The 13224-nt window shown below is 42.0% G+C and carries 14 protein-coding genes; 13 read left to right on the top strand and 1 reads right to left on the bottom strand.

What is annotated here, in order from left to right:
• Positions 1-127 precede the first annotated feature (127 nt).
• The 5 genes from HMPREF9965_RS10515 to HMPREF9965_RS10495 all read left to right on the top strand — a co-directional run bounded on the left by HMPREF9965_RS10515 (position 128) and on the right by HMPREF9965_RS10495 (position 4526).
• A complete protein-coding gene (locus HMPREF9965_RS10515) occupies positions 128-823 on the top strand; it encodes a GNAT family N-acetyltransferase (RefSeq protein ID WP_001144882.1) in 696 nt (231 codons plus the stop codon).
• Between the two features lie 11 nt (positions 824-834).
• Positions 835-1251: a GNAT family N-acetyltransferase gene (locus HMPREF9965_RS10510; RefSeq protein ID WP_000988295.1), complete on the top strand. Its 417-nt coding sequence runs from the start codon at positions 835-837 to the stop codon at positions 1249-1251.
• A 385-nt stretch (positions 1252-1636) separates the two neighbouring features.
• Positions 1637-2635, top strand: coding sequence for a Holliday junction branch migration DNA helicase RuvB (ruvB, locus tag HMPREF9965_RS10505; RefSeq protein WP_004244026.1), 999 nt, complete (start codon positions 1637-1639; stop codon positions 2633-2635).
• On the top strand, positions 2616-3188 hold the full coding sequence (locus HMPREF9965_RS10500; protein ID WP_001094982.1) for a nucleotidyltransferase family protein: 573 nt from the start codon (positions 2616-2618) through the stop codon (positions 3186-3188). Before ruvB ends, HMPREF9965_RS10500 begins: the two co-directional genes overlap by 20 nt.
• 333 nt (positions 3189-3521) lie before the next feature.
• Positions 3522-4526 (top strand): sugar transferase, encoded by a 1005-nt coding sequence (locus HMPREF9965_RS10495; RefSeq protein WP_000862850.1) that lies wholly within the window; start codon positions 3522-3524, stop codon positions 4524-4526.
• Positions 4527-4788: 262 nt separating this feature from the next.
• Here the strand turns inward: HMPREF9965_RS10495 and HMPREF9965_RS10490 are convergent, their stop codons facing one another.
• Complete coding sequence (locus HMPREF9965_RS10490) at positions 4789-5202, bottom strand: EamA family transporter (RefSeq protein ID WP_000264213.1); 414 nt, start codon at positions 5200-5202, stop codon at positions 4789-4791.
• Positions 5203-5417: 215 nt separating this feature from the next.
• On the opposite strand from HMPREF9965_RS10490, the gene glmS reads away from it, so the two are divergent.
• The 8 genes from glmS (at position 5418) to HMPREF9965_RS10450 (ending at position 12790) form a co-directional block, all read left to right on the top strand.
• The gene (glmS, locus tag HMPREF9965_RS10485; protein ID WP_000334308.1) at positions 5418-7226 is read left to right on the top strand and encodes a glutamine--fructose-6-phosphate transaminase (isomerizing); all 1809 of its coding nucleotides are present in this window, start codon (positions 5418-5420) and stop codon (positions 7224-7226) included.
• A gap of 228 nt (positions 7227-7454) precedes the next feature.
• Positions 7455-8459 (top strand): uroporphyrinogen decarboxylase family protein, encoded by a 1005-nt coding sequence (locus tag HMPREF9965_RS10480; RefSeq protein WP_000202169.1) that lies wholly within the window; start codon positions 7455-7457, stop codon positions 8457-8459.
• Between the two features lie 11 nt (positions 8460-8470).
• Positions 8471-8674 carry a hypothetical protein gene (locus HMPREF9965_RS10475; protein WP_000837743.1) on the top strand — a complete coding sequence of 68 codons (204 nt, stop codon included), beginning with the start codon at positions 8471-8473 and terminating at the stop codon, positions 8672-8674.
• 2 nt (positions 8675-8676) lie between these two features.
• The gene (locus HMPREF9965_RS10470) at positions 8677-9675 is read left to right on the top strand and encodes a uroporphyrinogen decarboxylase family protein (RefSeq protein ID WP_001291553.1); all 999 of its coding nucleotides are present in this window, start codon (positions 8677-8679) and stop codon (positions 9673-9675) included.
• An 11-nt stretch (positions 9676-9686) separates the two neighbouring features.
• The gene (locus HMPREF9965_RS10465; protein ID WP_000037000.1) at positions 9687-10565 is read left to right on the top strand and encodes a transporter substrate-binding domain-containing protein; all 879 of its coding nucleotides are present in this window, start codon (positions 9687-9689) and stop codon (positions 10563-10565) included.
• Between the two features lie 32 nt (positions 10566-10597).
• A complete protein-coding gene (locus HMPREF9965_RS10460; RefSeq protein ID WP_000255455.1) occupies positions 10598-11290 on the top strand; it encodes an amino acid ABC transporter permease in 693 nt (230 codons plus the stop codon).
• A 3-nt stretch (positions 11291-11293) separates the two neighbouring features.
• Entirely contained in the window at positions 11294-12016 is a 723-nt protein-coding gene (locus tag HMPREF9965_RS10455; RefSeq protein WP_000350571.1) for an amino acid ABC transporter permease, read from the top strand.
• Between the two features lie 9 nt (positions 12017-12025).
• On the top strand, positions 12026-12790 hold the full coding sequence (locus HMPREF9965_RS10450) for an amino acid ABC transporter ATP-binding protein (protein WP_000942258.1): 765 nt from the start codon (positions 12026-12028) through the stop codon (positions 12788-12790).
• The last annotated feature ends 434 nt before the right edge of the window (positions 12791-13224 follow it).

Here is a 13224-nt window from a genome sequence, read left to right as displayed (position 1 = left end):
AATATCGTTGTGAAATAAGAAATGAATCCTTCAGAGGTAGAATCTGGAGGATTTTTGAATTTTTTCATGAAAGTATGATATACTATGTGCAATTATAAAGTTTGAAAAGCAAAACAAGGAGAAAGCTATGCCAGTAAACGAATATGATCAGATGATTGGTGAGTCAATGGAAGGTTATACACCAGGTGAATTACCTTCCATTGATTTCTTAGAAGGACGTTATGCTCGGATAGAGGCTCTTTCTGTGGAAAAGCATGCGGAGGATTTGCTAGCTGTTTATGGCCCAGATACTCCTCGGGAGATGTGGACCTACCTTTTTCAGGAGCCAGTGGCAGATATGGAGGAACTGGCTGCCGTTTTAAATCAGATGTTGGCTCGTAAGGACCGTTTTTTCTATGCTATCTTGGATAGGGAGACGGGTAAGGCCTTGGGAACTTTTTCTCTTATGCGCATCGACCAAAATAATCGTGTAGTTGAAGTTGGTACTGTTATCTTTTCTCCAGAGCTTAGGGGGACACGAATAGGGACAGAAGCTCAGTATCTCTTGGCTCGCTATGTTTTTGAGGAGCTTAACTATCGTCGCTATGAGTGGAAATGTGATGCCTTAAATTTACCATCAAGACGAGCAGCAGAGCGTTTGGGCTTTGTCTATGAAGGAACCTTCCGCCAGGCTGTCGTTTATAAGGGGCGGACGAGGGATACGGATTGGTTGTCTATGATTGATAAGGACTGGTCCCAAGCCAAAGCTCGCTTGGAAATGTGGCTGGCTCCTGAAAACTTTGATAAAGATGGACGGCAGTACAGGAGCTTAAGAGAATTCTGAGAGGTGTTGAGATGATGACTATTAGAAAGCAAGAAATTGTCAAGCTAGAGGATGTTTTGCATCTCTATCAGGCAGTTGGATGGACAAATTATACACATCAACCTCAGATGCTGGAGAAGGCCTTGTATCACTCATTAGCAATTTACCTGGCACTTGATGGTGATGCCGTGGTGGGCTTGGTTCGTTTGGTCGGAGATGGTTTTTCATCGGTTTTTGTCCAGGATTTGATCGTTTTGCCTAGCTATCAGCGCCAAGGGCTTGGTAGCGACTTGATGAAAGAGGCTTTAGAGGATTTTAAAGATGCCTATCAAGTCCAACTAGTGACCGAACAGACAGAAAAAAATTTGGAATTCTACTGTTCACTGGGTTTTGAAACCTTATCTACTTATGATTGTACGGGAATGATTTGGGTGGATCGAAAAAAATAAAAATAATTATTTTTCTTAAGTAAAGTTTAAGTCTCCTCGTGTATCATATAGTTATTAAATAAAGACCTCCTAACTTTATTTAATGAAATCCTAAACTTTTCTTTTTCATCATAATCTCCTAAAGAAGTCACCCAATCAGGTGGCTTTTTTGTGACTTGAGAAAGGAAATTTTATTTGGAAAAAATTTTTCTAAAAAAATGATAAATTAGAAAAAAGTTAAGGTAATTTTAAGTCTCCTTGTGTATCATATAGTCATTAAGTAAAGACCTCCTAACTTTATTTAATGAAATCCTAATCCTTTCTTTTTCATAATAATCTCCCTAAAGAGGCCACCCAATCAGGTGGCTTTTTTGTTTGTCAACTAGATTTTTGCTATAATAGGAACATGAGTAGAATTTTAGATAATGAGATAATGGGTGATGAGGAGTTGGTAGAACGTACGCTCCGTCCTCAATACTTACGTGAATATATCGGGCAGGATAAGGTGAAGGATCAGCTCCAAATCTTTATCAAAGCTGCCAAAATGCGGGATGAAGCGCTGGACCATGTTCTTTTGTTTGGCCCTCCAGGACTTGGGAAAACAACCATGGCCTTTGTCATTGCCAATGAACTGGGAGTCAACCTCAAGCAAACGTCTGGTCCTGTCATTGAAAAAGCGGGTGATCTGGTAGCGATTTTGAATGATTTGGAGCCTGGAGATGTCCTCTTTATCGACGAGATTCATCGTTTGCCCATGTCGGTGGAAGAGGTGCTCTATAGTGCCATGGAGGACTTCTACATTGATATCATGATTGGTGCAGGGGAAGGCAGTCGTAGTGTTCATCTGGACTTGCCACCTTTTACCTTGATTGGTGCGACGACTCGGGCTGGTATGCTCTCAAATCCGCTACGAGCACGTTTTGGGATTACGGGTCATATGGAGTATTATGCCCATGCTGACTTGACAGAGATTGTTGAGCGGACGGCAGATATTTTTGAGATGGAAATCACTCATGAAGCAGCTGCTGAGCTGGCCTTACGCAGTCGAGGAACTCCCCGTATCGCCAATCGTCTCCTCAAGCGCGTGCGCGACTTTGCCCAGATTATGGGGGATGGCTTGATCGATGATGTTATTACGGATAAGGCTTTGACCATGCTGGATGTAGACCATGAAGGATTGGACTATGTGGACCAGAAAATTCTCCGTACCATGATTGAGATGTATGGTGGAGGTCCTGTCGGGCTGGGAACTCTTTCTGTTAATATTGCTGAGGAGCGTGAGACGGTTGAAGACATGTACGAACCCTACCTGATCCAAAAAGGATTTATCATGCGAACCCGTTCAGGACGGGTGGCGACAGCTAAGGCATATGAGCATTTAGGCTATGAATACAATGAAAAATGAGCAAGAAACTCTAGATGCTTTCAGAGGAAATCCAGATATAATGGCTATTCTGACCATCATCCGAGATCTTGGTCTGAAAGACTCGTGGTTGGCAGCAGGTTCTGTCAGGAATTTTATTTGGAATCTCTTGTCAGATAAATCCCCTTTTGATAGTGAGACGGATGTGGATGTGATTTTCTTTGATCCAGATGTTTCTTATGAGGAAACAGTATCCCTAGAGAAAAAACTGAGAGAAGATTTCCCTCAGTATCAGTGGGAGTTGAAAAATCAGGTCTATATGCATCTGCACAATCCCCACACTGCGCCCTACACGAGTTCTCGTGATGCTATGAGTAAGTATCCAGAACGATGTACGGCGATAGGACTTCGCTTGAATGAAGATTCCACTTTAGAGTTCTTTGCCCCCTATGGACTCGAGGATATCTTGAACTTTCAAGTTTCTCCAACTCCTCATTTCCTAGATAATGAAGACCGAATGAAGCTCTATCAAGAACGCTTGTCCAAGAAAAATTGGCAAGAAAAATGGAAAAACCTCACTTTCTCAAATCTTTGAAAAGAAGTTAGTGACTTGATTACATAAGAATTCTATATGTGAGTTTGTAATCATCACAAGATAAACAGAGAAATCTAAAGGTACAAAAAATTATATACTCAATAGGAAAAATTTATTCAATCTATCATAGCTAACAAAGATACCGAATTTGTGAGATTGAGTGAGAAAAACATCTATTAAGGCTATCCTTATTGTTCTTGGAAGATAAGACTCCTGAAAAATTATCCCAAGTAACTAACTTGAGCTTGAAAATTGGCATGTAAACGCTTTTGAAAAGTCGTAAATTATGATACAATGTTTAGAGAAATTACTGAGACGAGGATTTAGAAAACAATGAAAGTACATTTCACAAATTTATTTGGGCAAGCATCAACGAGTGTTGCCTTGATGGCGCAGAACAATGTCATGAAAATTGTTCGAGACTTTGGAGTTAACGAACTGGGAATATATTTTTATGATGCAAGCCATGAACCGTGGGAAGAACTGAACTCGCGGATGGATGGGATTGTCGCGGGGGTATCTTATGGAGATGTTGTTTTTTTCCAATCTCCTTCATGGAATAGTGTTGAATGGGACAATCACTTGGTAGAAAAGTTAAAGCTTTCTCATGTAAAAATGGTGATGTTTATCCATGATGTTCAGCCACTAATGTTTGAGAGCAATTATTATCTTATGAAGGCTCACATTGACATGTATAATAAATGTGATGTGGTGGTAGTACCATCCGAACAAATGTACCAGAAACTCGTTTCGGAGGGATTAACCGTCAAGAACTACGTTGTTCAAAAACTCTGGGATCTTCCCCATGGTTTGGAACTCTATACTCCAAAATTTGAGAAAAAATTAATCTTCTCAGGAGACCCATCTCGTTTTCCACATATTGTTGACTGGAAACACAGTACCCCCCTTCATGTTTATGCTACGAGAGCAGAGGGGGTAGATTATTCCAAAGTCCATCTTGAGGGGTGGCGAACTCAGCAGGAATTATTGTTGGAGTTGTCTAAAGGAGGAGGATTTGGTCTAGTATGGGGAAATTCCGAAAATCCTGCGGAAGAGCGTGATTACTACAAAGAAAATGTTTCTTATAAGTTGACAACTTATCTGGCTGCGGGTATTCCTGTGGTTGTGCCAGACTATCTTTCTAATGTGGACTATATCCGTGAGAAAGGTTTGGGCTTTGTCGTGTCCAGTTTGGAAGAAGCTAGCCGCGTGGTTCAAGAATGTACGGCAGAAGAGTATGATCAAATGGTCACAAGAGCAAAATATACAGCTTACTTAATAAAAAATGGTTATTTCACAAAGAAATTGTTTATTGATTCCATGATGCTCTTAGATTAGTCAAAAGTCGGTCATCGGTTTACCACATTCAGATTTAGAAAGGCAAAATTTCAAGTCGAAGTTAGCCAGCTGAGATAATTAGTTTTTATATCAACTGTAATGGGTTGATGAAAAAATTCATCTTGGAGGGAACCAATTTGGTTCTCTCCTTTTTGCTAGACGCTTGAAGCTGATTCCCTGTACTTATAAATTTAGACGTAATAAATACCCCCAAAAACTATCTAACTTTTTTGGGGGAGGTCATATATGGAGGGGGAGAGGTTTACAAAATCATCACCAAGGTCCCAATCGTAATTAAGATACAGCCAATGATTGTTTTAAACGTCAGGACATCCTGTAGCAAGAAAAAGGCTAAAACGAGTGTAATGACGAGACTAAACTTATCGACAGCAGATACCTCAGTCGCATTACCCATCTGCAAGGCCTTGTAGTAGCAGAGCCAGGAGGCGCCTGTTGCCAAACCAGACAGGATGAGAAAGAGCCAACTTTTTCTGCTGATGTTGCCAAGCTCAGTCTGACTATTGGTCAAGAAAACTATGGCCCAGGCCATAAGAATGACGACGACCGTACGAATAGCAGTTGCTAGATTGGATGGAACTCCCTCAATCCCAATCTTGGCTAAAATTGATGTTAAGGCTGCAAAGACAGCAGATAAAAGTGCGAAGAAAAACCACATGGTAACTACCTCCTCTCTCTATTATAAGTAATCGAATCCTACTTGTCAGTTCTCAAGTGAAATCTTGCTCTGATGGCATTTTTAAAAACTATACCAATTTTTATGCTTGACAAGTGAGAAAAACAAGTATATACTGTCTTTGCTGGTTCTGTAAAAGGAAAATCAGACTATACCAATTTAAGGGGAAAGCACAGCTGGTCTGTGTCGTATATACTATGTGTGGAATTGTCGGTGTTGTTGGAAACACAAATGCAACTGATATTTTGATTCAAGGGCTTGAAAAGCTCGAGTACCGTGGCTATGATTCTGCGGGAATTTTTGTTCTAGGTGGTGCTGAAAATCATCTAGTCAAGGCTGTTGGCCGTATCGCTGAATTGTCTGCTAAAACTACCGGTGTTGAGGGAAAAACTGGTATCGGACATACGCGTTGGGCGACTCATGGTAAACCAACTGAGGACAATGCTCACCCACATCGCTCTGAGACTGGACGTTTTGTCTTGGTGCACAATGGGGTGATTGAAAACTACCTTGAAATCAAGGAAGAATACCTTGCAGGTCACCACTTTAAGGGACAAACCGATACGGAAATCGCCGTTCACTTGATTGGAAAATTTGTCGAAGAAGACGGCTTGTCAGTTCTCGAAGCCTTCAAAAAAGCTCTTCACATCATCCGTGGTTCTTATGCCTTTGCCTTGATTGACTCTGAAAATCCAGATGTCATCTATGTAGCTAAAAATAAATCACCACTTTTGATTGGTCTTGGACAAGGCTATAACATGGTCTGCTCAGATGCTATGGCTATGATTCGTGAGACCAACCAATACATGGAAATCCATGACCAAGAGTTGGTAATCGTCAAGGCTGATAGCGTCGAAGTTCAAGACTATGATGGCAATCGCCGTGAGCGTGCTAGCTATACTGCGGAGCTAGACTTGTCAGATATCGGTAAGGGAACTTACCCTTACTACATGCTCAAGGAAATTGATGAGCAACCAACTGTTATGCGCAAACTCATCCAAGCCTATACAGATGAGGCTGGTCAAGTTGTCGTGGATCCAGCTATCATCAAGGCTGTTCAAGACGCAGACCGAATCTACATCCTTGCAGCTGGAACATCTTACCATGCAGGATTTGCTTCTAAGAAGATGCTGGAAGAATTGACGGATACACCAGTGGAACTTGGAATCTCATCTGAGTGGGGCTATGGTATGCCACTTCTCAGCAAGAAACCACTTTTCATCTTTATCAGTCAGTCTGGTGAAACAGCTGACAGCCGTCAAGTTTTGGTCAAGGCCAATGAAATGGGCATCCCAAGCTTGACAGTGACAAACGTGCCAGGTTCAACTCTTTCACGTGAAGCCAACCATACCATGCTTCTTCATGCAGGGCCTGAAATCGCCGTGGCTTCAACCAAGGCCTACACAGCGCAAATCGCAGCCCTAGCCTTCCTTGCAAAAGCAGTCGGTGAAGCAAACGGCAATGCCAAAGCACAAGCCTTTGATCTGATTCGTGAGTTGTCTATCGTGGCTCAGTCTATCGAATCAACTCTTTCTGAGAAAGAAACCATTGATGCCAAGGTTCGAGACCTTCTCGAAACAACTCGTAACGCCTTTTACATCGGACGTGGTCAAGACTATTATGTAGCCATGGAAGCTAGTCTCAAACTCAAAGAGATTTCTTACATCCAATGTGAAGGTTTTGCGGCAGGAGAACTCAAGCACGGAACCATTGCCTTGATTGAAGAAGGAACACCTGTTTTGGCTCTCTTGTCAGATCCAGTCCTTGCCAACCATACTCGTGGAAATATCCAAGAAGTAGCTGCTCGTGGTGCCAAAGTCCTCACTATCGCAGAAGAAAATGTTGCCAAAGATACAGACGATATCGTTCTGACGACCGTACACCCTTACCTCTCACCAATCTCAATGGTCGTACCAACGCAATTGGTCGCTTACTTTGCAACACTCCACCGTGGCCTTGATGTGGACAAACCACGTAACCTTGCTAAGTCAGTAACTGTGGAATAAGACTGAGTATAAATAATTCTTATCAAGCTTATAAAAATTTCATATCGTAGAGAACATCATTTGAAAGCAATGAGTATAAACACCTTAGAAAACCTGATTTAAAGGGATTTCTAAGGTGTTTTTCTTTATAGATATAAAAATTTCCAATCAAGTCAATAGTCAATATATATTGGGAAAAGGGGAAAAGGAGTGGTAAGATGGTTTCAATCCAAATGGAAGGAGAAAGGTATGACAAGTAAAAGAGATCTGGTCTTTAGAGCGATTCGAGGCGAGGAAGTGGAAAGAGTTCCTGTGGGATTTTGGTTTCATTTTGTAACACTCGAAGAAAAGGGGCAGGGATTAAATAATCCACGTATCTTTCAAAAAAGTGTTGATGGGCATCGCAGCTATGTGGAAAGGATTCGTCCTGATTTTGTCAAAATTATGAGCGACGGTTTTTTCCTCTATCCAAGTAATGTCTATAGTCCTAAGATCGTAAGCATTCAGGAGCTGACTTCTATTGAGTCGATTGGTGAGGAACACCCATGGATTCAGCAACAGGTGGAAGTGGTACAAGCGATTCGAGAGACCTTTACCGAAGATATTGCTTCTTTCTACAATATCTTTTCGCCTATCTCCTACCTCAAGCGCTGGTTCCGTACAGAAACTTCGCGGGGAGATAAGGAAGTAGCCTACCTATTGCTTGAAAATCCTGAGCAATTCAGAGCGATTCTAGATGTGATTGCAGGAGATATTGCTATCCTAACTCAGAAAATCATCCAGCAAGGCGGTGTTGACGGGATTTACCTCAGCACCCAGGAAATTCAAGATGAGCGCATCACACCAGCACTCTACCAAACCTATATCGAACCGAGCAATATAGCGGTTTTGGAGGCAGCTAATCAGGTGGGTGGGACCAATATCCTCCATATCTGTGGTTTTGAAGGTGCGAGCAATGATGTGACGATATTTAAGGATTATCCAGCTCAAGTTGTCAACTGGGCGACTCATCATGAGGATGTTAGTTTGACACAGGGTCGAGAGTTGTTTCCAGGCAAGCCCGTTTTAGGTGGATTTGAAAATGGCAAGAACAGTTTGCTTTATCAAGGTTCCAAGGCAGAATTGCAAAATGAAACAAGACGGTTGCTGGCTGAAGCGGGTAGTAAAGGCGTTCTTCTGGGAGCTGACTGTACTGTTCCAGATGACTTTGACTTAGAGAGGTTGGACTGGATTCGGCAGGCGGCTGTTCTCTAAAAGGAGGAGCTATGAAAAGTAAAAGATGGGGCATCTTCATTGCAGTTGTTGGTTTGCTGACCTTGGTCGCCATAAGCGTCGTAAAAAATAGCCACTGCAAAAATGGAGAGAGATGTCGTGGAGTTCAGGATTTTTCCAAGTCCAGTCTCCCCTTTCTACGCTCGAATGATATCGCAAGCAGTTTATTAGTTGAAAAAGTAAGAAATGGAGAATAAGAATGTCAGAAAAAAGAGAATGGGTTTTAAAAGCATTTAGAGGTGAAAAGGTTGATCGTGTGCCAGTTGGTTTTTGGCACCATTTCACATCCGAAGACGAATGGCTACACGGTTTCTCAAATCCAGCTATTATCGAGAAGAATATTGAGGGCCATAAGCGCTTTATCCGAGAAGTTCAGCCAGACTTTATCAAACTCATGAGTGATGGCTACTTTGCTTATCCAAATCCAGCGATTACCAAAGGAAAATCACTTCAAGAATTGGCGGCCATTCAACCACTCGGGCCAGACCACGCTTGGATAAAAGAGCAGGTGGACTTGGTTAAGAAAATTAAGCAAGAGTTTACAGAAGATATCGTTGCGATTTACAATATTTTTGCTCCTGTGACCTATCTTAAGTGGTTGCTTGGGGAAGTGTCTGGTGGGGATGACCTCATTGCAGATTTTTTGGTGGAAGATCCTAAAGCTCTGAAGAAGGTGTTGGATGTGATTGCAGAGGATATTGCTAGTCTCAGTCGAGCTGTTATCGAAGAGGCTGGTGCAGATGGAATCTACCTCAGCGTGCAAAGTATCCAAGATCAACGAGTGTCGGCAGCAGCTTATCAAGCCGTCATTGCACCAAGCGAGATAACTGTTCTGGAAGCAGCTAGTGCTGTTGGTGGCGTCACTGTTCTTCATATCTGTGGCTACGAGGGGGCGCGAAATGATATTCACCTTTTTGCAGACTATCCAGCCCAAGTCTTTAACTGGGCTGTAGGACCGGAGGGAATCACTCTCAAGGAAGGTCGTGAGATTTTCAAGGGACGTACGGTTCTTGGAGGATTCGAAAATGGCAAGACAGGCTTGCTGTATACTGGTAGCAAGGATGCCATTCAGGCTGAGGCAAAGAAACTAGTTGCAGAAGCTGGGGAACAGGGCTTGGTACTTGGGGCATATTGTACCATTCCAAGTGATATCGCAGTTGAACGTATCCAGTGGGTGAGAGAAACGCTTGAAAACTAAAGGAGAAAAAGATGAGTAAAAAAGCATGGATTATCGGTGGTGTAGCAGTTGTTGCAGTAATTGGGGCAACGATTATCGGGAGAAGTTTAGCTGGCGCTCCAGCCAAGGAGGGAGAAACGGCTTCGTCTGCTGAAGTCATAACTTTGAAGGTTGCCCATACACAAAACTATGTACCTTATGACTTTGTCAATGAAAAAGGGGAATCAGATGGTTATGAAGTAGCTGTTTTGAAGGCTGTTGATGAGAAGTTGGCAAACTATAAATTTGAATATACGGGTACCAGTGATGATGATCTCTTGATTGGTTTGGAATCAGGCAAGTATGACATCGGAACCAAGGGAGCTTGGTACACAGATGAACGAGCTAAAAAGTTTGTCATTCCATCTGAACCAGTGGGAGCGAGCATCATCGGATTTACTGTCAGAAAAGAAGATGAACAGAAATACAAAACCATTGATGACTTTGCTAAGAATAAAGGGAAATTGGTTCCCATCTCTCCACAGAATGCTCAATGGAATGTCATCACCAGCTACAATGAAAAACATCAGGATGCACCGATTGAGCTAACAGCAGCTGAATCCTTTAAAGTGGCAGATGCCTATGCCTGGGTCTTAGAAGGACGTTATGACGCCTTCTTTGATATCAAACTGTCCTTTGAAAAAGCAGTTACCGCAGAAGATGGCCCTTACCACCAATATGCGGACAAACTCAGCTGGTTCCCATACAAGGGCATTCCAACCTACCCTTTGATTCACCGTGATGAAAAGGGTGAGAAATTTGCTAAAGAATATGAAAAAGCAATCAAAGAGTTGAAAGAAGATGGCACGCTTGCTAAGCTATCTCAGCAATATTTCAAAGAAGATGTCTTTAGTTACGTAGACAAAGACTAGACCAGAAATTCCAAGACTAGAAAGGGTTTTGCATGGTTTCTTATGATTTTTCCAAGGTCTTTCAGTTTTTGCCGACCTTATGGCAGGCACTTCCTATGACCTTGTCCATTCTCTTTTTTACCACTCTTCTTGGTTCCCTTTTTGGAGGTTTCTTGGCCTGGGCGCAAGTAGGAGAAGACAAGAGTTTTGCAGCAATTTCCAAAGGTTATATTTTTACCCTTCGTTGTACACCGCCGATTGTCTTGCTTTTTCTAGTCTTTTATGGCTTGCCAGAATTTTTGAAATGGTGGCTGGGTTTGGATATCAACAACTGGTCTAAAACTATTTTTGTTCTCCTTACGATGATTCTCTTGTTTGCAGCTATTGTTGCTGAGGTTTTCAAGGCGGCCTATCAAGCTATTCCAAAGGGGCAGACAGAGGCTGGGCTTAGTATTGGTTTGACTCCAAGTCAGACCTTTTGGAGAATCATTTTCCCCCAAGCTTTTCAGGTTGCTCTTCCCAATATAACGACCGCTGTTCTCAATCTCATGCGGGATGCTGCCTTGGCCTATACGATTGGTTTCGTTGATGTTATGGGGGCAGGCAATCTCTTGATCAGTCGCAATTTAGGGAACTACTCACTGGAAACCTATACGGCAGTTGCGCTTCTTTACTGGGGGATTGCTTTGGTTATTTCTAGCTTGAGTCGTTTGCTTGAGAAGTCTTTGGAAACAAAAGGGAGGTAAGAAATGGACATAGACTATATTGTAAAGACCTTTCTGGAGACCTTGAAAGGTGTGCCAATCACCTTGGTCATCATGATTGTGGCCATGGTCTTAAGTTTTTTACCTGCTCTATTTTTAGCCTTGGGGCAGATTTACAAGATTCGAGGGGTGAGGAGTTTTTCTCTGGTCTATCTGGCGTTTATCCGAGCGACTCCTCCGATTTTATTGATTCTCTTCTTTTATAGTTTGTTTCCAAGTCTGCTGAATCAATTTTTCAAAAGCATAGGAAGTGACTTTGATATTTTCAAACTTGATCCTCTCTACTATGCCTTTATCATTTATAGTTTGATGACAGTCGGGAGTTTGTCGGAGATTTTGCGTTCAGCTATTTTGACGGTGGACAAGGGACAACTAGAGGCGGCGCATGCGATTGGACTGACTACGACCCAGGCCTATCTAAGGATTGTTTTTCCTCAAGCCTTGCGCTCAGCCTTGCCTAACTTGGCCAATCTGGTGATCAATATCGTCAAAGGGACCTCCCTGGTCTTTGTTATGACTATCAAGGATATCACTGCTATTGCCCGTGTGGAAGCGTCCTACGGTTACCAGTATTTTGAGTCTTATTTTGTGATCTTTTTGCAGTATATTTTGATCTGTGGTTTGATTCAGTGGGGCTTCTTCCTACTGGAGAAAGGCTATGTGAAAAAAGAAAAGAGAGCAAAAGCATCTAGCGCACGTTTTGTATAGGAGGATAGGATGTTACAAGTAGAACATATCGCAAAAACATTTGGTGAGAGGCAGGTTCTGGAGGATGTCAATCTTCAGGTCAACCAAGGGGATGTCGTCGTTATTTTAGGACCATCAGGTTCGGGGAAAACGACCTTTCTCCGTTGCCTCAACCACTTAGAAAAAGCTGACAGTGGCACGTTGACCTTGGCAGGAAAGACCTATGACTTAGCTAAATTAAGCAAGAAAGACATTCTAGAAATTCGCCAAAAAACAGCCTTTGTTTTCCAACACTACAATCTATTTGCAAACAAAACTGCTCTGGAAAATATTCTAGAAGGCCTAATCGTGGCTCGTAAAGTTCCCAAGGAAGAAGCGCTTAAACGTGCAGAATCTGCCTTGGAAAAAGTTGGTTTACTTGCTTATAAGGACTACTACCCTTCACAACTATCTGGAGGACAACAACAACGAATAGGAATTGCGCGTGCCATTGCCGTCAAGCCCGAGGTCATTTTGCTAGATGAACCAACATCTGCACTAGACCCTGAGTTGGTTGGAGATGTTTTGGATGTTCTGAAACAGTTGGCGGGAGAAGGTGTGACCATGGTGGTCGTCACGCATGAGATGGGATTTGCTAGGGATGTCGCTAACCACGTTATTTTCATGGATGGAGGCCGTATCGTAGAGGAGAACAATCCCCACGATTTCTTTAGTCGTCCACAAGAAGAACGAACCAAGCAGTTTCTGGCTCGTATCTTATCAGATGCTAGCTATAGTGTAGAATATATGATTTGATAGATAAGTGCATTATGAAAGTAACTTATGAGGCAAAGTTTCAATCTATAAACTATGGAAAAAGGTGTCAGCTTGAAATGACCTTCAGAAAAAGCTAGGTTTTAGACTCAGATTGGCTACTTAAGATGATTTGAGGTGCTTTTTCGTACACCCAAGTGGACAATATTATTTTATACTTTTCATTTCTCAAAAAACTTAAGAAAAATTTAAGCTAGGAGGTGTATACTAAGCTCATAAGTTAAGAAGAACTTAACTTAAACTCTTAAAACTTTTTCATAATAATCTCCCTATAAAATAAAGTCGCCCAATCAGGCGGCTTATTTTTTAATGATCAAATAATCGCTAATTCTTCAAGTTTATCATATGGTCAATAAAAGATAATAATCAACATAGAATATAATATAGCCACAGAATATTACATTTTATAATACTGA

This window comes from Streptococcus mitis bv. 2 str. SK95 (assembly GCF_000222705.1).
GTDB classification, from domain to species: Bacteria; Bacillota; Bacilli; order Lactobacillales; family Streptococcaceae; genus Streptococcus; species Streptococcus mitis_AY.
Note: the sequence above shows the minus strand (reverse complement) of the source record. Positions and strands in the feature narration are given on the sequence as shown.